We start from the raw sequence: 24,690 nt of genomic DNA on the forward strand, positions 1-24,690 counted from the left end.
TTCCGATTAAGAGGCAGCCTTTTCCTCTATCTGCTGAGCCAGGGCCTCTGCACGGGCGGCCAGCTCCGCCAGTGTTTCCGGAACCTGTGGGGGTACAACCGGCACTTCGATACGCTCGGGCTCTGGCGGAGGTGCATTTTTCAAAGCTTCCAACTGCGCCTTTAGCGCATCAAGCTCAGCTTCGACCTCATTGTTTCGATCTTCGACCGCTGCGGTTTTATCCGCAAGCATCAGCCCTGCCATCAACAGCATACGCGCCTCTGGCATTCTGCCAATCTGGTCAGAGAGGACCTGCGCCTCATCATCCAGCATCTTGGCTGCGGAGTGCAGATAGCTCTCTTCGCCTTCCTGGCAAGACACCTCAAATCCACGGCCACCGATATGAATTGTAACTTCGGGCATTAGGCTTCCTCCCCTTCCGGCAGGTTCTGGGCATTGGCAAGCAGGGGCTCAAGTTTGGCAAGTACCGCATTGACCTGTGCATCATCGCTGGCCTTTGCTGCACGCAGTCCCTCTACTTCCGCCGTCAGTGCAGAATTGATCAGATCTGCACTTGGCAACCCTTGAGCATTGGCATCGCGCAACGCTGCATTGGAAGAACGCAACTGCTCATTTGCAAGCCGTAGTTTCTGCAGTTCCGCATCCAACCGCAGCAGAGCTTCGTCGTTTGCAGCGGAAGACGCAGATGACGCAGCGCTTTGGGCCGCCTCCAGCTGTGACTTCAGTGTTGCATTCTCTGCTTCCAATGCGGCTTGATCCACGGCTGAACCGATGTCTTCACTGCCGCTGGAAGCCTCTGCCAATTCCGTGACAAGCGTCTGTTTTTCTTCAGTCAACTCGGCGACCTTGGTTTCAAGCGCTTCCTTGTTTGCCGCAGCTTCATTTCCAGAACTTTCCAGCTCGGATTTCAATCGCTGCACCTCAAGTTTCAGTGCTTCCTTTTCGACGTCGTTGCCAACCTCATTTCGTAGCAGCTCCAGTTCGGCCTGCATCGCTGCAACATCTTCCCCGCTCGCGCCCGAGCCCGCGTTGGCTTCTGCTTCTTTCAGCCGCTCGTGTAGGAGCTTTACCCGCTCTTCGAGTTGCGCGTTGGCGGTGCGCTCCTCATCAAGGGCGGTCTCAAGTTCAGTATTGTCAGAGGCGGCGCGTGCTTCTTCTTGGGCGCTGGCACAGGCCTGCTCCAACTTTCCAACGCCAGTGCTGATCCGCTCCATCGCGTTCAGAATACGGCTTTGCAACTCATCAATCTGCGTCATGCCTGTCCCTCATCCATCGCCCATCTGGCCGCGTTTTAACCCGTCTGCTTTGACACTTTGCAGATTACTCACTGGCGAATCGCAAAGGGGCTCGGTTTTCCAAGCCAGCTTACAAAAACTAGTGGTAAAACACCCCCTGTTTGCTTTCAAGCACTTGCGCGGCTGCCTTCGTGTTGCAAGCAAGGAATGGCGCAGAAAGCTTGATCTTTGCTCTGTCACTGCTATTGAGCGCCTAACCAGCTTGGAAACCCAAAGGAACAGTTCTGTGGATCTGACAGCCCTGCGCACAGCCAACCCCGATCATTGGAACAAGGCCGCTGCCATTCGCGCCCTCGCTCTGGACGCCGTCGCCGCCGCCAACTCCGGCCATACCGGTATGCCCATCGGCATGGCCGATGTTGCAACTGTGCTGTTTGAAAAGCACCTGAAGTTTGACGCGGCGAACCCTCAGTGGCCCGATCGCGATCGTTTTATCCTCTCTGCCGGTCACGGCTCGATGCTGATCTATTCTCTTTTGTACCTCTGCGGTGACAAACAGGTGACATTGGAGCAGATCAAGAATTTCCGCCAGACGGGAGCGTTGACCGCCGGTCACCCAGAGAACTTCCTAATTGACGCCGTTGAGACCACCACTGGTCCCCTGGGTCAAGGTATTGCCAATGCCGTTGGTTTTGCCATGGCCGAAGAAATGCAGCGTGCCCAATATGGGCGCAAGATCGTGGATCACCACACCTATGTGATCGCCGGTGACGGCTGCCTAATGGAAGGCATCAGCCAAGAGGCCATCGGCCTCGCCGGGCGTCACTCCCTGGGCAAGCTGATTGTTCTCTGGGACAATAACAACATCACCATCGATGGCACCGTTGAACTGTCTGACCGCACCAACCAGGTGCAGCGCTTCAAGGCCTCGGGCTGGCAGGTGATCGAAATCGACGGCCATGATCCAGTGGCCATTGACGAGGCTCTTACCGCAGCCAAGAAATCGAAGAAACCTTCGATGATTGCTTGCAAAACCCATATCGCATTGGGTCACGCAGCGCAGGACACTTCCAAGGGTCACGGCGCATTGACGGATGCAGATCAGATGGCGGCGGCTAAAGAAGCCTATGGCTGGACAACTGGTCCTTTTGAAGTCCCCGCTGACATCAAATCCCAGTGGGAAGCCATTGGTTCGCGCGGCGCAGCCGAGCGCGTCGCCTGGGAAGCCCGTTTTGCGGAAGTTTCCCAACAAAAGCAGGATCGATTCAACCGGGCCTATGCGCTGGAAGCACCAAAGAAGCTCTCGGCTACAATCAAGGCGCTGAAAAAGCAGGTTTCGGAAGAGCAGCCAAAGGTTGCTACCCGCAAGGCCTCTGAAATGGCACTGGCTGCAATCAATCCGGTGATGCCAGAAACCGTTGGCGGCTCTGCCGATCTCACCGGTTCCAACAATACCAAAACCGGCGACCTGGGTGTCTTTGACACCGACAACCGCAAAGGCCGCTATGTCTATTGGGGCATCCGTGAGCACGGCATGGCTGCCGCGATGAACGGAATGGTGCTCCATGGTGGTATCCGCGCCTATGGCGGAACCTTCTTCTGCTTCACCGATTACGCCCGCCCCTCCATGCGTCTGGCCGCTTTGATGAAGATCCCTTCGGTCTTTGTCATGACCCATGACAGCATCGGTGTTGGCGAAGACGGTCCAACCCACCAGCCTGTTGAGCATCTGGCGATCTGCCGCGCTACCCCGAACACCAATGTGTTCCGTCCGGCGGATGCGGTAGAAGCGGCAGAGGCTTGGGAGATTGCTCTGACCGAGAAATCCACCCCTTCGGTCATGGTGCTGACCCGTCAGAACCTGCCGACCCTGCGCACCGAGCATAAACTCTCGAACCTGACCTCCAAGGGCGCCTATGTCCTGGCTGAAGCCGAAGGCAAGCGCCAGGCGATCCTGATCGCAACCGGATCCGAAGTCTCGCTGGCAATGGATGCAAAGGCCAAGCTAGAGGCCGAAGGTATCGGCACCCGTGTGGTCTCGATGCCCTCGATGGAGCTTTTTGCCCAGCAGGATGAGGCCTATCGTCGTAAGATCCTGCCTCCGGGTCCGGTTCGCGTCGGCATCGAAGCAGCTGTGCGCGCAGGCGGCTGGGACCGTTGGCTCCTGGGTGAGCGCGGCCAGGAAAAGAAAGCCGGGTTCATTGGTATGGACAGCTTCGGCGCTTCGGCCCCTGCTGGCGAGCTGTTTGAGAAATTCGGCATCACCGCAGAAGCCGCTGTTGCCAAGGTGAAAGTGCTGATCGGCTGATCAGATCTTTTCACTAGAGAGACAAAAACAGGGCGCCTCATTTGGGCGCCCTGTTTTCTTTTGAACTCTTACTCCGCCTAACCTTCCTTGGCCTCTTTCAGCACATGGTATTCAGACGATTTTGTGACCAGTTCGTTGCTGCCGATCATATCATAGGGTGCCTCTCCCATATCAGTCCGGGAGGCCGGGTCAGCCCCTGCATCCAACAAGAGCCGGATAGTGTCAGGACGCCCCCATTTCGCGGCCCCATGCAGCGGTGCCCAATTGTTAGCGGTACGCGCATTGGGATCAGCACCGGCCAGCAGTAGCACCTGGACGGCTTCAGGGCCGGCCATTGCTGAAACAAAATGGATGGGTTGACGGTTCAGTGAATCCTCAGCGCTGACCTCTGCGCCTGCATTGATCATTGTCGCGATGGTTTCAGGTGTTGCGCGCGCCACAAAATGTAATGGGGTGCGCCCCATAGAATCCCGCGCGTTCAGGTCTTCGCCCGTCGCAAGCACTTGAAGCAGGGATTGCGGGGAGGCCGTTTCATAAAAATCTGTCTGGCACAGCACACCACAGGATCCCGCTGCACTGACCTGCACTGCAGAGAGCGCAATGGAAGTGCAAATTCCAGCTATTAGGGTTTTCATAACAAACCTTTCACAAGGGGCTCGATGACACACAAAGGTGGGTCTAGGCACATGGGTTTCGCTTAGGGCTGTGCCCCTTCTAGGCGTGAAATTGAAAAGTTCCCCAGCATAGTATTGGTGAATATTACCCTACGTAACGCCTATTATCCCCCAAAAAGCCGGATCGTACCTTATAGAAGGTTAACGCTCCGCGCAAAACGGTTGACACCATAGCGGGTCTCAAAGTTGCGTCGCCCCAAACCTACGGACCTCTATAGGTTCGCCCTTCTGCCCTGATCTCCCTGAAGAGCGACCAGTGCAGCCCGCGCAATATCCGATCGCAGCTCATATTTGTCACCTTTGGAAAGTGGCTGACAGACAAGATCCAATGGATTTTGCCCCAAGCAATCGCATGTCTGCTGCAGTTGCCTCCAGTTCATCGGGATATAGCAGGGGTCCTGACCGAACAGAAAGTTGAGAAAGCGCCCACCAATCCACTGAGACCTTTCCTCAGCTCGACGCGCTGTTGCCAGCACAAAGTGCAGAAAGGCTCGAAGTTCCCCAGTCGACATTGGAAGCTGTTCCAGATAGGCCGCAAAGCGTTTTCCCCGTTTGGTGAAAGGCTTTTCGTTTTCGGCGCGAGAGCGTCTGATCCGAAACCGAGTTTTGGCAACGCGCAACTCGGGTAAACTCTCTATCGGAGGTTCGGCGTTCACTTGCGCGCGCATGTCAGGCTTTGAACCTAGCGATAACAGGCCCGATGACCTTGGTTGCCAGCGGGATCAGCAAGAGCCCAAGTGCAACACCAAAAACCCCATCCATCGTCGCTTTGGCAGTCCATTCGACAAACCCCGTCCAGCCCGCGGGAACCATATGTCCCAGTGCATAGGCCCAGTCATGGATATGATGGCCCAGCCAGCCAAAGCCCAATACCTCTAGCCCATGGATGACGATGGAGCCCCCGACCCATAGCATGGCCGCGGTTCCAACGACTGAAAGGATCCACATCAGGATCGGCATGAATTTCACCAGACCCCGCCCCAGTCCACGGCCTATCGGAGTTGGGGCCTTGTTGCTCAGATAAAGGCCTACATCATCCATTTTCACGATCAATGCGACAGAACCATAGACTGCGACAGTCACGCCAATGGCTACGACTGCCAGGGTTGCGGCCTGCATCCAGACATTTGGTGCTTCGATCGCGGCCAGAGCGATGGTCATGATCTCAGCACTTAGGATGAAATCCGTCTTGATCGCCCCTTTGATCTTTTCTTCTTCCAGGTGGCCTGGATCTTTGACGCTCATATCCTCAGCAATTTCATGGCTTGCATGGGGGAAGAGCACGTGGAAGATCTTCTCGGCCCCTTCGAAACAGAGATAACTGCCGCCCAGCATCAGCAAAGGTGTGATTGCCCAGGGCGCGAAATTTGCCAAAAGCATGGCCACAGGCATCAAGAGAACAAGCTTGTTGAACAGCGAGCCCCGGGTGATCCGCCAGATGATCGGCAACTCCCGCGCTGGTTCGAATCCCTGGACATATTTCGGCGTCACAGCGGCATCATCAATGATCACACCAGCGGTTTTTGCCCCGGCCTTCCCCGCAGCCGCAGCCACGTCATCCACCGATGCTGCCGCAACCTTTGCAATTCCAGCCACATCATCCAAAAGCGCCAGCAAACCGCTCATCTCAACAAACCCTCATCCAAGGTTAATCTTTTTTTGCAACCTACCCCATCTGTGGCGCGACACAAGCGTTAGCGCCACCGAATGTAAAGAGCCCTGAACCCGTTAACGCCACCGGTTAAAATCGTTACCGCCACCAGTCCATTTTTGCGCTAACAGGCTGGGTTTTAGCCGTTTTTGCCCCTTTAGCAGGACCCCAATGAAGTCTATATGCGACGCAAGATTTGCTCGCCTGGAGAAGACGCATGACCATCAAAGTCGGGATTAACGGTTTTGGCCGCATCGGCCGCTGCACCCTGTCACATATCGCAGCCTCGGGCCGCGACGACATCGAAGTGATCAAAGTCAATGCAACGGGCCCACTGGAAACCGCTGCACATCTGATCAAATACGACTCTGTGCATGGCCGTTTCCCTGGTGAAGTTACACTCGGCGAAGGCACCATGAACCTAGGCCGTGGTGATATGCAGATGTTTTCCACCTACGATATGGCAGAGCTGGACTGGTCGGGCTGCGACGTTGTTCTAGAATGCACCGGCAAGTTCAACGACGGTGAGAAAGCCAAGGCGCATCTGGAACGCGGCGCCAAGAAAGTTTTGCTGTCTGCACCGGGCAAGAACGTCGACAAGACCATCGTTTTCGGCGTCAACGACGACCAGCTGGAAGCCGGCGACACCATGATCTCCAACGGCTCCTGCACCACCAACTGCCTGGCGCCGCTGGCCAAAGTGCTGGACGAGGCCTTTGGCATTGAGCACGGCATCATGACCACCATCCACGCTTACACCGGTGACCAGCCGACCCTGGACCGCCGTCACAAGGACCTGTACCGCGCCCGCGCTGCAGCCATGTCGATGATCCCAACCTCGACTGGTGCAGCCAAAGCCCTGGGTGAAGTGCTGCCCAACCTGAAAGGCCGCCTGGACGGCTCCGCCATCCGCGTACCGACCCCGAATGTCTCTGCCGTGGACCTGACCTTCCGCGCCGGTCGCGATGTGACTGCTGATCAGATCAACGCAGCCGTCAAGGAAGCTGCAGAAGGCCCGATGAAGGGCGTGTTGGGCTACGAGCCAGCGCCGTTGGTATCCTGCGACTTCAACCATTCGCCCGAAAGCTCGATCTTTGCACCTGACCAGACCCGAGTTCTGGACGGTCGCATGGTGCGCGTTCTGGCCTGGTATGACAACGAATGGGGTTTCTCTGTCCGTATGGCAGATGTTGCTGTTGCGATGGGCAAACTGGGCTAAACCGCTTAGCTCTATTGAGATTTGGCGCCCGCTCAGGCATATCTGAGCGGGCGTTCTTATTTTCGGCGGTATCTCAATGACTAACAAGATTGCTATCTGGCTCGGCATTCTGCTGATCGGCGCCATTGCCATCGATGTTTTTCTTAGTGGGCCCGTCCACCTGGTCTTTCTCGGCAAGAAGTTCTTTGAACTGCTCGACTGGGTCGCCTTCTGGCGCTGACTCCTTACCCGCGCAGAGGCACCTGTATTGCGCCCGCGAATAGATATGCCCTCCAGTGGAACGAAATCTCAAACCCACCGAGAAGAAAAAAGCCAGGCGAAGACCGCCTGGCTTTGATGCGACAATCAAAGAAACAGAGGGGATAGCTAGGGCGTTTTGCCTAGCCGCTTCGCCAGTTCAGCATTGACCAAAGGTGTTACAAAGCTGGAGACGTCACCGTCTAGACGCGCGATCTCCTTTACCAGTTTGGAGGCAATAGCCTGATGGCGCGCCTCTGCCATCAAAAATACGGTTTCGACCGAACTGTCCAAGACCCTATTCATGCCAACCATTTGATACTCATATTCAAAATCGGCAACAGCCCGCAAGCCGCGAACAATGATCTGTGCGCCAACATCGCGCGCACAATCTATGAGCAAATTCTCAAAGGGATGGGCCACAATTTCGGTCCCGGTTTGCTCACTGAGTTTGGCACATTCAGCCTCAATCATGACCACCCGCTCTTCCAAGGAGAACATAGGCCCCTTGTCGCGATTGATGGCCACCCCGATTACCAGTTTATCAACCAGTGCGCTTGCCCGGCGAATGATATCTATGTGGCCCAAAGTGATGGGATCAAAGGTGCCTGGATACAAGCCGACGCGCATGGGGCTCTCCTAGCTTTGGTGATTGCGTTCATACTTGTGCGCAGCAAACATATTCACTGTGCGCGATGCAAGTGGGGAAAATACTGAGCTCCTCTCCCCCTGCGCGTCATCCCGACGCAGAGATCCGCTTCCTAAACAAATAGACCGTATAGGAAACAAACCACCACATCGGGCCCGGGATCCTAGTGACCCATGATCATGCCTTCGAGGGCATCTTTCTCCATTGCGACCTCTGCTAGCTGTGCTTTGACCACATCCCCAAGAGAGATCAGGCCTTTCAGCTTTCCGTCTTCCAGAACCGGCATGTGGCGGAAGCGACCCGTGGTCATCTGCTTAAGGACCTCTTCGACATTCGATTGGGCAGTGCAGGTCACCAGCTTGCTCGTCATATAGCTGCTTACCGGGTCCGTCAGACAGCCTGGTCCGTTCTGTCCCAACTCGCGGACGATATCCCTTTCTGACAGGATCCCATCAGCAGCCTCTCCATCGGAAGACACCATAACGGTACCAATCTTCTTGTCAGACAAGAGGCGGGCAGCGTCCGAAACCAAAGTATCCGGCGTCACTGTAATGACAGAGGCTTCTTTTTTGGAATTCAGAATTGATTGAACCAGCATATGGGCTCCCTTTTTCAAAAATCGGTTGCTCTACCCCAAGGTTTGCCGCAACGCAGCTTCAAGTCAAGGCTTCCAACCGAGCCACCTCGTCGCGGATCCCCTTGGCGAGGGCCTGTGCAAAACGATTGAGTCGCTCGCTTCGCTGATCACCTTGATGGCGCACCAGATAGAAACTCCGACTGAGAGAAAGCTTATCTGTCAGAATTTTGCGCAGCATCCGGTGCGAGGGCAGCGTGAAATCATGCGCAACGCAGAGGGCCGTGCCCTGAGCCGCCATTTTGATCTGAACAGAAACGGAATTCGAAGCCAGGGCCACGCGTTCAATTCCCAAATCGCTTAGATAATCCAATTCCTTGTCAAAGATCATATCAGGAATATACCCGATCATCTTGTGCCCCTTCAGATCTTCCAGGGTCTCGATTGCGCCCTTGGCCCTCAGGTAGTGACGAGACGCCACCAGATGCAGTTGGTAGTCACAGATTTTCTGCACCAATAGCTGCCCCGCCGAAGGCGCACTCACGGTCACCGCCATATCCGCTTCTCTGCGGCTGAGGTTGATCACACGGGGCAAAGCCACGATCTGAATGTCCAGATCCGGGTTTTGTTCGGAAATCTCGGCGCAGACCTGTGGCAGAATGTAATTTGCACTGCCGTCTGGCGCCCCGATACGGATTTGACCCGAAAGCGTATCACTGGGGCCGGTCAGTGCCTCTGCCCCGGCCCGCATCGCCTGTTCAGCGGCTTCTGCATGAACCAGCAACCGGTCTCCAGCCGCGCTGAGTGCATAGCCTTGGGGTGATTTCACAAAGAGCGGGGTATCCAGAGCCCCCTCAAATCGAGCGATCCGTCGACCAACTGTAGCCGGGTCCATCTTCAGGATCCGTCCTGCACCTGACAGGCTGGCTTCTCTGGCCACAGCCAGAAAGACTTTCATATCATCCCATTGCGGGTCCATCGGCACGGGTCCTCCGTCCTTTAATTAACGCCCTGTTAACCTTTTGCGTTCCTGCAAAGCCTCTTTGAAATCTTTCCTCTTTTCCGACGTTTTTTGCAAGCCTAGGATTTCGGCAAATGTTCAGAGGAGGATCCGATGGAAGAACTCGGCCACTTTATCAACGGCAAACAGACGGCTGGGACCTCCGGCCGCTTTGACGATATCTTCAACCCCGCAACTGGCGAAGTTCAGGCAAAACTGGCCATGGCCAGCGCCGATGAAACCACCGCGATCATCGAAAAGGCCGCCGCCGCACAGCCAGCATGGGCCGCGACAAACCCACAAAAGCGCGCCCGCGTCATGATGAAAATGGTTCAACTGATGAACCGTGACATGGACAAGCTGGCCGAAGCACTCTCCCGTGAGCACGGCAAAACCATTCCGGACGCCAAGGGCGACCTGCAGCGTGGTCTCGAAGTGGTGGAATACTGCATCGGCGCGCCACAGATGCTGAAGGGTGAATACACCGACAGCGCCGGCCCCGGCATCGACATGTATTCCATGCGCCAGGCCCTGGGTGTTGTTGGCTCGATCATGCCCTTCAACTTCCCTGCTATGATGCCTCTCTGGCACGTGGGCCCCGCTCTGGCCTGCGGCAATGCCGTGGTTCTGAAACCATCAGAGCGTGACCCATCCGTGCCTCTGATGCTGGCGGAGCTCTTCGTTGAAGCAGGCCTGCCCGAAGGCGTCTTCCAAGTCGTGAACGGTGACAAAGAAGCTGTCGACACCATTCTGGACAGCGAAATCATCCAGGGGGTCTCTTTTGTGGGCTCGACCCCGATTGCGCAGTACATCTACTCCCGTGCCACTGCCAATGGCAAACGCGCGCAGTGCTTTGGTGGCGCCAAGAACCACCTGATCGTTATGCCTGATGCCGATATCGAACAGGCCGCAGATGCTCTGGTTGGTGCTGGATTTGGCGCGGCTGGCGAACGCTGCATGGCGATCTCGGTTGCCGTTCCCGTTGGCGAAGAAACAGCGGACAAGCTGATCGCAGCCCTGATCCCACGCGTAGAGAAGCTGAAAGTTGGCCCCTATACCGCTGGTGATGATGTGGACCTCGGCCCAGTCGTGACCGCAGCCGCCAAGGACCGGATCCTTGGTCTGGTTCAGTCCGGCGTCGATCAGGGGGCGACCCTGGTTGTTGATAACCGTGATTTCAGCCTGCAGGGCTATGAGGATGGTTTCTTTGTTGGTCCACACCTGTTTGACAATGTCACCACCGACATGGACATCTACAAGCAGGAAATCTTTGGGCCCGTCCTATCCACCGTCCGCGTCGGCTCCTACGAGGAAGCGCTGAAACTGGCGATGGATCATGAATATGGCAACGGCACCGCGATCTTCACCCGCGATGGTGACACTGCGCGTGATTTCGCATCCCGTGTGAATATCGGCATGGTCGGCATCAACGTGCCAATCCCCGTGCCGCTCGCCTATCACACCTTTGGCGGTTGGAAGAAATCCATGTTTGGCGATCTAAACCAACATGGTCCGGACAGCTTCAAGTTCTACACACGCACCAAGACCGTGACCTCCCGCTGGCCCTCAGGCATCAAAGAAGGTGGCGAGTTCAACTTCAAAGCAATGGACTAAGCTCCTACGAACAAACAAAGAAGGCCTCGGAGTTTCCGAGGCCTTTTCTGTTTCCAACTCATCTTAATCGACGGCAACCTGGCCAATCTTCAGCGCTTTTTTCATCATGCCAGCGATTTCATCATGCACATCTGGATCCCGCCAATAGCCATTGTGTGACGCAGGATTCCAGAACTGAAACAATCCTCCGCTGTCCACCCAACGATCCCTGAGACCGCCCTTATCATGCAGCGCCTGGTATCCCGGTGACGTGCCCGCCAGCGGCATCCCCAGCGCATCGTCCTTGTCATTAAGGTTCAACCACCAGGGTTTGAGACGCTTCTTTTTGGCGATGGCCTTGCCCGGATAGGCTATGGGGTGAATATCTTTAGGTTGATAGGAAAACGAAAAGACCGGGATATTGCAGCCAAAGGTCACAAAACCCGCCATTGTATCCAAGCGCTGAAAGGGCGTTGCCCCAGCGATTTCAGGACGCCCTTGCCGCATGTCATAGATATAGTTCGACATAATATGACCGCCAAGCGAATGCGCCAGAACCAACAGAGGCGTTCCAGGACCGGAGATTTCTTCCAGACGCGCAATCGTGTTATGCACCCTTTGATGGATCTGATGGTAAATCTGGTCCCGATCATCCCCCGGATTACGTCTGTAAGAGGCGGCATCTGCAAGATTATGCATGACAAAACGACGGGTCTTCATCCAACGCGCCCCCTTGCGTTTGAGGTTCCTCCTCACAAAATCATCCTGGCGGGATTGCAGAACATCCGCCCAAAACACCTCTCTCCAGCCAATGTTGCGAAACACCTGCGAACCCAGTTTTTTCTTCAGTGCTTTGTAGAGGTCTTTGGAAAAGGAAATTTCATCAATACCTTGCGAGCTATTCCCTTGGCTGCCCATACCATGAATGACTAGAACGGCTATCCGGTTTGGCATCACTGTCGCCCTTTCAAATTTGTTTCAGAAAAAATCAGTAGGAAAAAATCCGCCCTACCACGCGCTTGTGAACGGTAGGCACCTTGGATCTTCAAGGCAGGAGCGGCTATCTGTAAAGTCAAATCTGCAACAAAGGAAATGGGTGCTTCTATGTCCCGGAACAAACTGAGCCGACGTTCGACCCTTTTGGGATTTGGGGCAAGCCTCTTCACTCCGGTGGTTTTATCCGCACAATCCACCGATGCTTTTCCTTCACAAGAGGCACCGATTTCACAGCAACCTCCGGTGAAACGAAACATTTCCTCTTTCCAGCAACAAAGCTGGCAGGATCATTTTGATGAATTGGGTGTGGGTTGCCTTTTGGCGGATGTCGCCTCTCGTGCGGTCCATTATTGGGGCGGCGATGGTGAAACCTTCCGCCTCTACCCCTCCTCGGTGCCAATGTCAGAGGAGCTAACCAAGCGTGGCTATACAAAGGTTGTCCGCAAAGCCAAGAACCCAACCTGGACACCAACGCCGTCGATGCGTGAACGAGACCCGTCACTGCCTGTTCGAATGGCCGGGGGGGTCGGCAATCCCCTTGGATCTCGCGGCATGTACCTGAGCTGGCCAGCCTATCTGGTTCATGGCACACATGACACCCGAAAAATCGGACGCCAGAGCTCATCCGGCTGTATTGGTTTATATAACCAACATGTTGAAGAGCTATATGAGCTGGTGAAGGTCGGTACGCAGGTCCGGATCCTCTAGCTAGTCGATGTCTTTTCACGAACCATCAAATGCTTGGGTTTAGCCCCCTCTTCATAGCGCAGGATCGCCATTTCCATCAGCTTTTCAAAGTTGCGCGCATAGCTTTCGGAATCATAGAGCGGGGTTGTCAGCAGATTGTCCTGCAGTCGCAGCCGAAGTTCGCTGTAAGTATCCGCCTCTGTGGCCAATTTGTAAGCCAGGTCGTAGTACTCATCGATGGTTTCGGTAACCAGATCCGGGCATCCAATAGCTGTTACGACACTCGCGGCCACGCGAGCTGCAAACTGATTTCCAGCCTTGGTTACCAGAGGAACACCCGCCCATACTGCTTCGCTAGCGGTGGTATGCGCATTACAGTTGAAGGCATCCAGAAACAGATCTGCCTGACGCATACGTGCAAGATGATCGTCCATTGAAACACGTTCGGCGAAAATCAGACGCTCCCCACCTACTCCGCGGGCGTTGGCTTCGCGGGTCAGGTTGTTCTTAATCTCCTCATTCGGCGCTAGGATCCACAGAACGCTCTCAGGAACATTGCAGAGCAGTTTCATCCAAACATCAAATTCTGCCGGTGTCACCTTATTGGGGTTATTCAAGCTACAGAAGATAAATTTACCCTCCGGCAACCCCAACTCAGTTCGCGAAGGCACAACATCAGGCTGCTTACGATTGCGATCATTTGGCTGATAGCAATCGGGCATATACATGATTTTTTCACTGAAATGCTGCCGCTGTGACTGCGGTACGGTCACCTCATCGGCCACGAAGTAGTCCACCGGCCCCAAGCCACTTGTTCCAGGATAGCCAAGATATGCAACCTGTACAGGGGCCGCCCGTTCCGCAAAGACAGCCATGCGGCCATTTCGCGTATAGCCTTTCATATCCACCGCAATGTCCAGACAATCCTCACGCGAGAGCTGCACCAGTTCATGTTCCGAGAGCTCTTTAACCCGCCGGTAGATATAGGCCGAATTCTTCACTTTCTGCTGGTGCTCATCATCCGTTATCGGACCAAAATCGTAAATAACAACTTCGAAACGATCCTTATCCAGCAGTTCAAAGAAATCCCCCAAGAGCAGCATGGTCGCATGGCTATAGAAATCGCCCGAAAAGAAACCAATTCGGATTTTTCGCCCCACAACAGAGCTACGCACGAATTTCCTGTTTTCCTTGACTGCATCACTCAGGATCTTGCAGCGCGCTTTAACTCGAAGCTTATGCAGACCTGGGTCATCCGAAATCGCCAACAGTGTGAAGGGCTGAACATTCAATGGGGTATCATCGCCCAAACGCAGAATATCATTGAGCTTTTCGAAGAAGCCCCAATCGCTAAGATGCATACTGGTGTGAACCCAATTATAGGCTGCATAGGCATCTTTGCGATCGGTCTGATGCGCAGCTAAAAAGAAACCATTGGCATCTTTTTGATTTTTCATGATCAGCAATAGGCTGCCGATAGAGTTCAACACCGAAGTATTGAAGGGGTCGATCCCCATAGCGTCCATATAGGCCAAAAGTGCTTGATCAAGATTTTGCTGCTGTAAGTAGACATCCCCCGACAACCGAAGCAAATTAATGTTCTTCGGGCTGTAGGAAAGCGCCTCATCAACGATGCTTCGGGCTTTGTTCAAGTCACCCGCAACGATCATTTTCATGGCTTTTTTGAACAACGCTTCTGTCGAGCGGTTCGCTTTTTTTGTCTTTTTTTTGCCCGCCTTCGCGTAGCCAGTCTCGGACCCCAGGCCGAGGCGAACCCCCGCGGTTCCGGTTTTAAGGTTCTTGTTGAACTGGAAATTCTGAACAGTCATAGGGCACTCTTCCGGAATACTGACAAATTTCTGATGTTTCTGCTTCCGGCTGTATTTACCGGTCTCAGCGATAGACTGTATGATCTGCCTCCTAAGAATTCCTTTCTGCTGAACGCCGGAGTTGCGGATTTTTGCCTTTGACCCCTCCCCCTAGGCTTAGGATCTGTTGATTTCCGATAGTTTGCTTAAATCATCACTCGAAAACGAGGGGTGGCATGGCTTATCTTTTTTTTGCTGAGCGGCCTGTCAGATGTCGAATGGCTACTCTGGGACCACAGCAATGATGACGACAGGTTTGAAAAGGTAATGGGCTAGATCTTCTTCTAGGTGTCCCCTCATCGAACTGGGTATCGACTGCCGGGCAACGATAAAGGCAAATCTCACGCCTTTTGGCCTGCGAAGAAGGTCGTCGCCTTCTTTAACACTTTCCTCTTCTCGTGGTGCAATCGGTTCTCTTTGCGAAGGCGTGCGTTCTCTTTTTTTTCACATCCTCATCTGGGCCGGACATCAGGTCATCATTCTGATCTTGTTGAAGCCATTTGTTCAATGTCGAAACACCACACCCAAAATCGGAAACGATCTCAGGTCGCGCTAGTCCACTACTTGTTGCAATGCGAACCGCATCACGTCTGAACTCGTTGCGGTATCTTGGTGCCAATTGTTGCCTCCTTCATTGCGAATGTCGCTCGAAAGAGATCGGAACTAAATCCGGACGACTCCACCATGGGGGTGATCACGGAGATGTCGGAATGAATACGGGGTGAAACCGCGATTGCAGAGTGAAAGTCAACCCGTCAAGATCCTGGCCAGATACTGCTGGAAGTACCAGACCGTGCGTTCTTTCGGGGACAATCGGCCAGGCGCGGCGGCCAGGGCACCTGCATTTTTGACAATGCCGCCAATGATCGGCTTGTCCTCGTCATTGATCACGTCAAAACCTGCCTTCAATTCAGCCGCATAGGCGGCGCGTTCTTCTGGATCATCAGGCACCGCACCGGGAAAATAATCTGCCCCCCAGAGCACCTTGACCTGGTTGGTGCCATGGGGTTGTAGCGACAGCCAAAAGGTGCGTTCCGCCACCACCGACATCACATGGCAGGGGAAGACGGCGGACAGCACCGCCGTGTTGCGGTCCTCTTCGGTCAGCAGCGGGTTGTCCACCTGCATATCCGAGGCGCGCTCATAGGATTTTCCCGGAATGCGCCCCTGTTTATAGAGGCTGTGCCCCTCGCTGCCATGCATTGCATTGGCCAGTTTGGTCGGCATCGCGGGTTCGATGGTTTTGGCATGGGCCACAAACAGGTGATAGCCCTCGGTGAAGTTCTGCACGAGGATCTTCCAGTTGGTGTCCCAGATCTCCTCGGCTCGGAATAGGGTGCGGTATTTGTCCAACTGGTAGTTCTCCAGATGCTCCGACAGCATAGTCAGGCGGGGCGCCAGCGGTTTTGCCTCGGCGTCCAGCGAGACATAGACCCAGCCCTGCCAGACCTCGACCTGGAACTGCGGCAGGCACACCTCCTTCTTATCAAAGTTCTCCCGCATATGGGCGGCACCAATCAACTGGCCGTCAAGATTGTAGGTCCAGGCATGATAGGGGCAGGTGATGCGCCCCTTCAGATTGCCCGAGCCTTCCAGCAATGTCGCCATGCGGTGACGGCAGATGTTGGACATCGCGCGCAGCTTGCCGTCGCGGTCGCGCAGCACCACCACCGGATCACGGCCTATGGTCATGGTGCGATAGTCGCCCTGGTTCTCGAATTCATCAATCCGGCCAACGCAGAACCATTCGTGATTGAAGATCTCGTCCAGCTCCAACTCCAAAAATTCAGGCGAGGTATAGATCTGCGGCGGCGTTGCCTCTGCCAGCTCATCCGGCAGCTCGGCATTGCGGCGCAGGGCCTCCAACAGTTCCTCAAGGGACATATGCGGTTTCATTGTTTGTCCTCCTGGCCAAATGGCTTGCTAGGGGTCGCTGGTTTTCGACCAAACCATATTGTCGCGCGCTTTCAGAGAGCAGCTCCCACAGGGACTGGGCAGAGCTGCGCGGTATCAGAAGATTGAAGTGATCCGGATCTCGCCACAGTGTGACACCCACATGGTGGAAGGCGGTGCTGGCAACGGCTCCCACCGGAAAGGCAGAGCTGCGTAGGTTCAAAGGCAGGAAGTGATTGAGCAGGGTTTCCGCCCTGTCCCCACTGATGCGCAGCCAGCGGCGTCCATCCTGCATATCCAGAATCACGCCCTCCTGCGGCGCAAGGTCAGTGGGAGGAACAGTGGTCCCCGGGGCCGCAATCAGCCACCATTTCAAGGGCTCGACCCGGAGCAGGCTGACTGTGTCGCCCAGCATGCCCTGCCCCGGCTGCGGAGCCTTTTCGCAGCTCGCCGCAGCGGCGGCTAACCCGCCCACCTGGGGTAGGGTCGCCCCCCAGGCAGCATATTGCAGCAGGGTGAAATCAGAGATCTCTTCCAGGGTGACGCCTGCAGTGCCAGAGCAGCCAGAGCGGCCTGTTTTTCGATTATTTTGCAGGGGTGACAGGGGATTAGCCATGCATCCGCTCTCCCTTTGGGTCAAACATATGCGGCGTGACGATCTCGACCGCGACATCGCCTTTGCGCACAGGGTCGGTTGCTGTCACCGCCCTACCCTGCCAGGCGTCATGACCGCCTGAGATATAGCCAAGACCAATCCAATGCCCCAAAGTCGGCGAATGGGTCACCGCAGTGATCCACCCCTCACCAAAGCCCGAAATCTCATCGGGTTTGCACAGCAAGGCGCCGCCGTTGAAGCTCTCGCTACGGTCTTTGGGGAAGATCCCCACCAGTTGCGGTCGGTCTGCGCGTTCCAATTCAGGGCGTTTCCGCAACACGCTGCCAATAAAGGACTTTTTGGTCGAGGCCATCTTGCCCAGGCCCGCATCATCAATGGTCACCCGGCCATCCAGTTCGGCCCCGGTCACATGCCCTTTCTCGATGCGCAGGGTGCCCAGAGCTTCCAGCCCATAGAGGCATCCCCCCAAAGGCTCGGATGCAGCCCAAAGCAGATCCATCATAGCCTCGCCCTGGTTAGCCGGGACATAGAGCTCATAGGCCAGCTCACCCGAAAAGCTGATGCGGGCGATCAGGCATTTGATGCCGGACTTCAAACGGGTCTCGCGCACCCCCATGAAGGGCAGGCTCTCTGCCGAGATCATCTCGGGGTCTGTCAGGCAGGCCGCGATGGCCGCCCGAGATTTGGGTCCGGCAACCGAGACCCCCGCCCATTGATCCGAGACAGAGGTTACATGCACCTCCAGCTCGGGCCAGCGAAGCTGCAACAGCTCTTCCAGCCAGACCATGACCTTGCCCGCCCCTGTGGTGGTAGTGGTGAGCAGAAAGTCATTTTCCGACAGGCGCCAGGTGGTGCCATCATCCATCACCATGCCATCGTCGCGCAGCATGATACCATAGCGCGCCTTGCCCACCGCCAGTTTGGCAAAGGCGTTGCTGTAGATCCGGTTGAGGAACTCGGAGGCATCCGGCCCCTGCACTGCAATCTTGCCCAACGAGCTCACATCACAGATGCCAAGTGTCTGGCGCACGGTGGTGGCCTCGCGGATATAGGCTTCGGTGATGCTCTCGCCTGTGCGGCCAAAATACCAGGGACGGTGCCACAGGCCCGCGTCGGTCATGGTGGCGCCATGGCGCAGGTTCCAATCATGCAGCGGGGTGCGGCGCAGCACTTTGAAATGACTGCCAGTATTGCGCCCAGCCAGGGCCCCGATGGCCACTGGTGTATAGGGCGGGCGGAAGCGTGTGGTGCCCACGGCGGGAATCTCTTTGCCCAGGGCCTCGGCCATCAGCGCCAGGCCGATGACATTGCCCATCTTGCCCTGATCCGTGGCCATGCCTAGGGTGGTATAGCGCTTCAGATGCTCGACCGAGACAAAGCCTTCCTGATGGGCCAGACGCACATCAGAGGCGGTGACATCATGCTGCGGATCGACAAAGCTCTTGGTCTTTTTACCCGGCAAACGCACCTCATAGAGCGGCTTGATCGGGGTTTCCCATCCTGCGCGCACGGGTTCCTTGACTGGCAATCCAAGTGCTTGATCCGCCGCTGCAATGCCCGAGGCAACGCATTCCTCAGCGCTCCAATGCCCCGCTGCAGAACCCGCTATTGTTACATTCTCCACGCTGGGCGCAGGCAGGAAACAGGCCAAAGACTGATCCCAGAGTGGTTTTGCTCCGCGATGGGACAGCAGATTGACCACAGGGGACCACCCTGCCGAGACCAGCAGTAGATCACAGCGCAGCGTTTCTGCTACTCTCCAAGCTTCCCCATGTGGACGTGCCAGCCGGACAGCCGAAACAGCCTTGTCCCCGATGGCCTTGAGTGGAGCGAGACCAGTTTTGATCTGAACACCCGCGACGCGCATCTGCTTTGCTAGCTCTGGCGAAACTTTTGCCCGCAGCTCAACCAAGGTGACCTTGGCTCCGGCCTGGGCTAGCTCTACCGCAACGCCATAGGCGGAGTCATTATTGGTGCTCAGCACGATATTCTGACCCGGCAGGACGCCATAGCGGTTGAGATAGCTACGCGCAGCGTTCGCGGTCATCACCCCGGGGCGGTCATTGTTTTCAAAAGCAACCGTGCGCTCCAGTGCGCCGGTGGCCAGAATGGTTGCCGCCGACCGGACCGTCCAAAACCGCTGACGCGGGCTGTGCTCTGGCTTTACCGCCAAATGATCGCTCACCCGCTGCAACAGCCCCGCCGTGCCATAGTCATAAAGCCCAAAGGCAGTGGTGCGTGTCATAATCCGCACCCCTGCCGCCTCAAGCGCTGCAATCAGATCGGCGCGGGTTGTCTCGGCGGTTGGGTCGGCCTGGTTCAGCAGATCGCCGCCCAGTTCGTGATCCTGCTCCACCAGGATCACATCCTTGCCCTGCTGCGCCGCCCTCAGCGCGGCATTCAACCCGGCAGGACCAGAGCCAACCACCAGCACATCGCAAAAGCCATGCATGTGGTCATAGCAATCCGGATCCGCCTCGCGCGAGGCCGCGCCCATGCCGGCAGCTTTGCGGATGAGTTTTTCATATTGCATCCAGAGGCCGGTGCCGCGCCCCCACTCAAAAGGCGGCAGACCCATGAAGGTCTTGTAGTAAAAACCCGCCGAGAAGAACCGGCCGAACAGCCCTAGCGCTGCACCGATATCGCTGCGCACATTGGGCCAGGCGTTTTGCCCCGAGGCCACCAGCCCGTCATAAAGCTCAACCATGGTGGCCTTGGTATTGGGTTCCGCCCGATTGCCTGTGCCCAGGGTCACAATGGCGCCGGATTCCTCCACCCCTGCAGACATGATGCCGCGCGGGCGGTGATACTTGAAACTGCGGCCCAGTACCACCTCGCCATTGGCCATCAAAGCCGAGGCCAGGGTGTCACCGGCAAAGCCCTGATAGGCCCTGCCATCCCAGGTAAAGCGAAGCGGGCAGCTGCGGTCGATGCGTCCGCCCTTGCTCATGCGTGTCGCGCTCATGCCGTCACCTCCAGAGCCTGGGCCATGTCGGGATGCGCCGGGCGCACGGAATGGATCTCGTGGGTCATGGTATCGCGCTCCACCAAAAGCCACATGCGGCAGCCATTGACATGATGCCAGGTCTCGACCTGTCGCCCGCAGATGTTTTCGCGTTGAAACACCGCATCGTGCCAGTCCTCCATCGGCGCATCCAAGGCCGGGTATTTTATCGAGCCATCGCCGCCATAGGAAAACTCACTATGATCGCGGGTGCCGCAAAAGGGACAGGGAATTCTGATCATGTGGTATCTCCTTATCCGTGCAACTTGGGGTCGGGGCCAGCGCCGCGCTCATCCAACTGGATGCCACGCTCAAACCGTTTAAGATCATGGTTGGCGACCACCCTATGGGGGCGGTCATTCGCGATGAGATCGGCAAAATAGGTGCCCGAGGCTGGGGTGGCCTTGAAGCCGCCGTAGTTCCAGCCGGCGTTCAGATAGAGATTGTCCAGCGGGGTTTTGGAGATGAAATGCGAGCCATCCATCGACATATCAACTACGCCAGACCAATGGCGCAGCAGCCGCACCCGCCCTAGGCAGGGCAGCACCGACATCGCCGCCTCGGCCACGTCTTGAACGATGGGCAGGTTGCCCTTTTGGGCATAGGATTTGTACCAATCCAGATCGCCACCAAAAACCATGCCACCCTTGTCGGACTGCGAAATGTAGAAATGCGCCCCACCCATTCCAAAGACCACAACCTGATCCAACAGCGGCTTTAGCGGCTCCGAGACAAAGGCCTGCAATTTGTGGGATTCAATGGGCAGGTGGCGCATCCCCGCCAATGACCAGAGCCGCGAGCTGCTGCCTGCCACTGCAAGGCCGAGCTTATAGGTCGAGATCCGGCCACGCGAGGTTTCAACCCCCGTCACCCTGCTGCCATCCCGGGTGATACCGGTGACTTCGCAGTTCTGAATGATGTCGATGCCCAGCTGATCAGCCGCCCGCGCATAGCCCCAGATCACCGCATCATGGCGGGCGGTTCCGGCGCGTTTGTGCACGGCGGCCCCCATAATCGGGAAACGAGCCGTGGCATCATAGTTCAGATGCGGCGCAGCTTCTTTCAGCCGTTCCAGGCTCCAGATTTCCGCATCGTCATTGCCGGTGAGCCGCATGATGTTGTAGTTGCGCGAAGCCGCATCAATCGCACCGGGACTGTGCAGCAGAGTGATATGGGAGCGCTGACTGAACATCACATTGTAGTTCAGCTCGTGGCTCAGCTCTTCCCAGAGCTTCAACGAATGCTCATAGAACTCACGGTTGCCCGGCTGGGTGTAGTTGGAGCGCACAATAGTGGTGTTGCGCCCCGCGTTGCCGCCACCAATCCAGCCCTTTTCCAAGACCGCGATATTGTGAATACCGTGGTTCTTGGCCAGGTAATAAGCGGTGGCGAGCCCATGCAGTCCGCCGCCGATGATCACCACATCGTAATGCGGCTTTGGTTCCGGATCACGCCACTGACGGCTCCAGCCCTTTTGACCGGACATCCCCTGCCAAAAGACATTCCATGCGGAAAATCTAGTCATTTTTTCTTTGCTTTCGAAGACCTTAGGCGGTGCGTTGCAGCAACTTGCCGGGATGTTTGAAGATCTGGCCAAAGCCCTCCAGCTCATCCATGATGCCGGCGCGGCGCAGGCAGGACCAGAATTGCGCCTGGTTCGAGGTAATAACTGGTTTCCCAGTGATCTGCTCGATCTCCTGTACGGCGGGAAGCGAACGCACCCCACCACAGCTGAGGAAGATCGCGTCCGCATCGGGTTGATCGATCTCCAGCGCGAATTCCTTCCAATACTCAGGCGTCACCAGCCCCATGTCCCAGCCGCTGGCGATATTGAGCCCCTGGATATCCAGCACATCAAAACCACGTTCAACCAGGAACTCTGCCTCCGCCGTATTGATGTCATCCAGATAGGGTGTGCCAACCACCAGCTTCTTCGCACCCAGTTCGTCCAGAGCGTCCAGCACCCCTTGCACCAAACACATCGGCTGCGCCCAGGGAGCGCCCTTCTTGATCTCGGCCATGACCCGCTCTTCACCGATCACGATAGAGCCCGAGGTGCAGCTGTAGCTGACCACATCCGGCCGTGCCTCCGGTTGAATACGCGCCGCAGCATCGGCCATGTGCTCGATATGCTTGGCAAGTGTTTCGGTGGTGGTGTGATCATCTGTCTTCAGGCGGGTGACATAGACCGCCACCCCTTCTGGGGCCATGTCCCAGAAATCCCCCTCAGCCGAGGGATCGGTGGACATCAGAATAAAGCCGAGCTTGGCTCGGTGGAATCGTCCGCCATCCATTTCAGGCGTGCGAGGTTTGGACTGAATGGTTTGACCAGGCTGAAACATCACAGGATGACCTCTTCAACGGATTTTGGATGATGGGTGAGCGGCTCCCAGCCATCGTCGGTGATGATGAAACTGTCGCCGACCTGAGCGCGGAAAGTGTCGACGGAAACCGAGCCATCCACGGCCAGCACCATGCCCGGCTGGATGATGGTTGTGTCGCCTGTGACCAGCTGCGGTGCTTCTAGGAAGCTAAAGCCGGTGGCGCGGCCACAGCGGAAGGGATATTCAAAGCCCGCACCCTGGATCACCTCGGCATATTCTGCATGGATGCTTTCGGCGGTCACACCGGGGCGCAGCGCGTCCAAAGCGGCCTTCTGACTGGCGACGGCCACCTCATAAACCTTCACCTGCTCCGGGTCCGGCTCGCCAATCCAGAAGGTGCGGTCAAAGCCCAATTTGAAACGGTGAAAATTGGTCATGCCGCAGAAACACAGGAACACCGGCTCCCCCTGTCGCATGACCCGGGTCGAGGCCCGGTGGTGGGTTTTGATAATGTCTTCACCTGAGGCCATGATCTGCAGGAAATGCGTATTGGGCGACATGTCGGTATCATCGTAATGCGCAGCCAGAAGCTCGGCGGCCTTGCGGGTGCCAGCCTGGCTGGTGGCGATAGCTACCTCAAATTCCGGCACCCCATCGCCGATGGCTGCGCGGCCTGCATTCATCATCGCAGTGGCCACCTCACCGGCGTGGCGCGCCAGCTGCAGCTCTTGCGCCGATTTGATCATCCGCATCTCGTTCAGGATCGGGGTGACAGTTGTGAGTGCGACAGCATCGACCAGATGGTTCACATAGGCGCGCACCGGCGGCGGCATATGGCCGGGTTCGATCGCCACTTTGGTGGCGGATTGCACCGCCCCCGGCAGTTCCTCTCGCCATTCATTACCCATGCCGTCGTTCCACGGCGCAATCCGGCCCACCCGCGCCGCCGCCTGGGCAGAATTGAGATCAATGGTGGGCGTTATCAGCAGCGCCTCACCATCCTTGGGCACCACCAGAATGGTGGGGCGGCCAAACTCCATATGCAGATAGTCGTAATAGCCGGTCAGGTAATAGACATTGTCATCATCGGTGATCAGCGCCACATCGATATCTGCCTCAGCCAGTTTTGTTTGCAGGCGGCTCAAACGATCAGTGAACATAGCGGTTTTCCCTGTGCGAGAGGGCCCAGACCTACTGGACCAAATTGTACATTTTCGACGAGCTTATTGCTGGAAATGCCGTTTTCAAAATGACTTTTCATCCCAAATCATGATAACTCATGGTTATGAAGAACTATCGCCGCACCCTGCCGCCGCTGGACTATCTACTGTTTTTTGAAACCGTTGCCCGGCACAAGAATTTCACCCGCGCCGCCGAAGAGCTGAACGTCAGCCAGGCAGCGGTCAGCAAGCGGATCAAATTTTTGGAAACCTGGCTGGGAGTCGAGTTGATCAGCCGCCACGGACGTGCGGTCGATCTGACCAAGGCGGGGCACAAGCTTGCTGCCAACGCCTCTGAAGCCCTTGAATACCTCGCGCTTGGCATTGGACAATTGCGGCAGGGCAGCCATGAAAAGCTGTCTTTGGCGTCAAATATCGCAGTGTCGCAATTCTGGTTGACGCCGCAGGTGAATGAATACCTTCTTAGCCAGGACGCCGTTCCTGTCTCAGTTACCGCATCCAACAATGAAGCCGATATTTTAAACCAGGATCACGATGCGATCGTCTATTACGGAAGCGACATTCCCCTAGGTTGGGATGGAGAGGTCCTGTTCGAAGAGATCTGGCAGCCTTTGGCCGCGCCCGGGTTGCTGGCTGAAAACCCCAATCTGGAGCAGGTTCCCCTGCTGGACTTCGACAAGCTGGCGCTTAAATGGATCAATTGGCCGGATTTCATGGAGCTCACCGGCGCTGCCAAACTTGCTGGGGGGCCACGCGTAAATCTGGGCTCTTACGGCAGTTCCCTGGATGCGGCAATCCGAGGTAAGGGCATCGCTCTGGGCTGCCCCGATGTTCTGAAATATGAAATCGAGGCCGGACGGCTGACCCCGTTGGAGGGTACGCCCCTCAAAACGGGACGTACCTATTTTCTCATCTGGCAGAGCGGAACCCTATCCCAACGCACCCGCGATCTGTTGCGGGACGTTGGGATCGAGATTTAGG

At 56.3% G+C, this 24,690-nt stretch carries 22 protein-coding genes; 6 read left to right on the forward strand and 16 right to left on the reverse strand.

Translation table 11 applies throughout. The features are described from left to right. Nucleotides 1-6: 6 nt before the first annotated feature. Together RSK20926_RS05230 and RSK20926_RS05235 are read right to left on the reverse strand one after the other, a co-directional pair. Complete coding sequence (locus RSK20926_RS05230; protein WP_008204900.1) at nt 7-402, reverse strand: cell division protein ZapA; 396 nt, start codon at nt 400-402, stop codon at nt 7-9. Then, complete coding sequence (locus RSK20926_RS05235) at nt 402-1,256, reverse strand: hypothetical protein (RefSeq protein ID WP_008204901.1); 855 nt, start codon at nt 1,254-1,256, stop codon at nt 402-404. The genes RSK20926_RS05230 and RSK20926_RS05235 overlap by 1 nt, the downstream gene beginning before the upstream one ends. Nucleotides 1,257-1,521: 265 nt before the next feature. On the opposite strand from RSK20926_RS05235, the gene tkt reads away from it, so the two are divergent. Beyond that, a complete protein-coding gene (tkt, locus tag RSK20926_RS05240; RefSeq protein WP_037253950.1) occupies nt 1,522-3,543 on the forward strand; it encodes a transketolase in 2,022 nt (673 codons plus the stop codon). 77 nt (nt 3,544-3,620) lie between these two features. Here the strand turns inward: tkt and RSK20926_RS05245 are convergent, their stop codons facing one another. Further along, complete coding sequence (locus RSK20926_RS05245) at nt 3,621-4,178, reverse strand: ankyrin repeat domain-containing protein (RefSeq protein WP_008204903.1); 558 nt, start codon at nt 4,176-4,178, stop codon at nt 3,621-3,623. Nucleotides 4,179-4,886: 708 nt separating this feature from the next. Then, the gene (locus RSK20926_RS05255) at nt 4,887-5,843 is read right to left on the reverse strand and encodes a DUF808 domain-containing protein (RefSeq protein ID WP_008204905.1); all 957 of its coding nucleotides are present in this window, start codon (nt 5,841-5,843) and stop codon (nt 4,887-4,889) included. 242 nt (nt 5,844-6,085) lie between these two features. Between RSK20926_RS05255 and gap the strand changes: the two genes are divergently transcribed. Then, nucleotides 6,086-7,087 carry a type I glyceraldehyde-3-phosphate dehydrogenase gene (gene gap, locus RSK20926_RS05260; protein WP_008204907.1) on the forward strand — a complete coding sequence of 334 codons (1,002 nt, stop codon included), beginning with the start codon at nt 6,086-6,088 and terminating at the stop codon, nt 7,085-7,087. Between the two features lie 76 nt (nt 7,088-7,163). Beyond that, nucleotides 7,164-7,307 carry a hypothetical protein gene (locus RSK20926_RS22995; protein ID WP_008204909.1) on the forward strand — a complete coding sequence of 48 codons (144 nt, stop codon included), beginning with the start codon at nt 7,164-7,166 and terminating at the stop codon, nt 7,305-7,307. A 146-nt stretch (nt 7,308-7,453) separates the two neighbouring features. On the opposite strand, the gene coaD is transcribed toward RSK20926_RS22995, so the two are convergent. The 3 genes from coaD to RSK20926_RS05280 form a co-directional block, all read right to left on the reverse strand. Then, nucleotides 7,454-7,954 carry a pantetheine-phosphate adenylyltransferase gene (coaD, locus tag RSK20926_RS05270; protein WP_008204910.1) on the reverse strand — a complete coding sequence of 167 codons (501 nt, stop codon included), beginning with the start codon at nt 7,952-7,954 and terminating at the stop codon, nt 7,454-7,456. Nucleotides 7,955-8,136: 182 nt separating this feature from the next. Continuing rightward, nucleotides 8,137-8,571, reverse strand: coding sequence for a CBS domain-containing protein (locus tag RSK20926_RS05275; RefSeq protein ID WP_008204911.1), 435 nt, complete (start codon nt 8,569-8,571; stop codon nt 8,137-8,139). 58 nt (nt 8,572-8,629) lie between these two features. Next, complete coding sequence (locus RSK20926_RS05280) at nt 8,630-9,526, reverse strand: LysR family transcriptional regulator (RefSeq protein ID WP_008204912.1); 897 nt, start codon at nt 9,524-9,526, stop codon at nt 8,630-8,632. Nucleotides 9,527-9,661: 135 nt separating this feature from the next. Here RSK20926_RS05280 and RSK20926_RS05285 point away from each other — a divergent pair, with 135 nt between their 5' ends. Next, entirely contained in the window at nt 9,662-11,161 is a 1,500-nt protein-coding gene (locus RSK20926_RS05285; protein WP_008204913.1) for a CoA-acylating methylmalonate-semialdehyde dehydrogenase, read from the forward strand. A gap of 63 nt (nt 11,162-11,224) precedes the next feature. Here the strand turns inward: RSK20926_RS05285 and RSK20926_RS05290 are convergent, their stop codons facing one another. Then, complete coding sequence (locus tag RSK20926_RS05290; RefSeq protein ID WP_008204914.1) at nt 11,225-12,094, reverse strand: hypothetical protein; 870 nt, start codon at nt 12,092-12,094, stop codon at nt 11,225-11,227. A gap of 150 nt (nt 12,095-12,244) precedes the next feature. Here RSK20926_RS05290 and RSK20926_RS05295 point away from each other — a divergent pair, with 150 nt between their 5' ends. Then, nucleotides 12,245-12,844, forward strand: coding sequence for a L,D-transpeptidase (locus RSK20926_RS05295; RefSeq protein WP_037253813.1), 600 nt, complete (start codon nt 12,245-12,247; stop codon nt 12,842-12,844). Here RSK20926_RS05295 and RSK20926_RS05300 read toward each other — a convergent pair. From RSK20926_RS05300 to RSK20926_RS05335, 8 genes are all read right to left on the reverse strand, one after another. Further along, nucleotides 12,841-14,499: an O-linked N-acetylglucosamine transferase, SPINDLY family protein gene (locus tag RSK20926_RS05300; RefSeq protein ID WP_198136556.1), complete on the reverse strand. Its 1,659-nt coding sequence runs from the start codon at nt 14,497-14,499 to the stop codon at nt 12,841-12,843. The two genes, RSK20926_RS05295 and RSK20926_RS05300, sit on opposite strands and share 4 nt — an antisense overlap. Before the next feature lie 939 nt (nt 14,500-15,438). Further along, nucleotides 15,439-16,587, reverse strand: a complete 1,149-nt coding sequence (locus RSK20926_RS05305; RefSeq protein ID WP_037253816.1) for an aromatic ring-hydroxylating oxygenase subunit alpha — start codon at nt 16,585-16,587, stop codon at nt 15,439-15,441. After that, the gene (locus tag RSK20926_RS05310) at nt 16,565-17,200 is read right to left on the reverse strand and encodes a sarcosine oxidase subunit gamma (RefSeq protein WP_008204922.1); all 636 of its coding nucleotides are present in this window, start codon (nt 17,198-17,200) and stop codon (nt 16,565-16,567) included. The genes RSK20926_RS05305 and RSK20926_RS05310 overlap by 23 nt, the downstream gene beginning before the upstream one ends. Beyond that, nucleotides 17,193-20,165: a sarcosine oxidase subunit alpha family protein gene (locus RSK20926_RS05315; RefSeq protein WP_008204923.1), complete on the reverse strand. Its 2,973-nt coding sequence runs from the start codon at nt 20,163-20,165 to the stop codon at nt 17,193-17,195. Before RSK20926_RS05315 ends, RSK20926_RS05310 begins: the two co-directional genes overlap by 8 nt. Further along, nucleotides 20,162-20,446, reverse strand: a complete 285-nt coding sequence (locus RSK20926_RS05320) for a sarcosine oxidase subunit delta (protein WP_008204924.1) — start codon at nt 20,444-20,446, stop codon at nt 20,162-20,164. The genes RSK20926_RS05315 and RSK20926_RS05320 overlap by 4 nt, the downstream gene beginning before the upstream one ends. Nucleotides 20,447-20,457: 11 nt before the next feature. After that, the gene (locus RSK20926_RS05325; RefSeq protein ID WP_037253817.1) at nt 20,458-21,729 is read right to left on the reverse strand and encodes an oleate hydratase; all 1,272 of its coding nucleotides are present in this window, start codon (nt 21,727-21,729) and stop codon (nt 20,458-20,460) included. A 22-nt stretch (nt 21,730-21,751) separates the two neighbouring features. Further along, nucleotides 21,752-22,546 (reverse strand): maleate cis-trans isomerase family protein, encoded by a 795-nt coding sequence (locus tag RSK20926_RS05330; RefSeq protein ID WP_008204926.1) that lies wholly within the window; start codon nt 22,544-22,546, stop codon nt 21,752-21,754. Then, a complete protein-coding gene (locus tag RSK20926_RS05335) occupies nt 22,546-23,688 on the reverse strand; it encodes a M24 family metallopeptidase (RefSeq protein ID WP_008204927.1) in 1,143 nt (380 codons plus the stop codon). The genes RSK20926_RS05330 and RSK20926_RS05335 overlap by 1 nt, the downstream gene beginning before the upstream one ends. A gap of 119 nt (nt 23,689-23,807) precedes the next feature. On the opposite strand from RSK20926_RS05335, the gene RSK20926_RS05340 reads away from it, so the two are divergent. Beyond that, on the forward strand, nt 23,808-24,689 hold the full coding sequence (locus RSK20926_RS05340) for a LysR family transcriptional regulator (RefSeq protein WP_008204928.1): 882 nt from the start codon (nt 23,808-23,810) through the stop codon (nt 24,687-24,689). The last annotated feature ends 1 nt before the right edge of the window (nt 24,690 follow it).

The organism is Roseobacter sp. SK209-2-6 (genome assembly GCF_000169455.1).
Classification (GTDB): Bacteria; Pseudomonadota; Alphaproteobacteria; order Rhodobacterales; family Rhodobacteraceae; genus Pseudophaeobacter.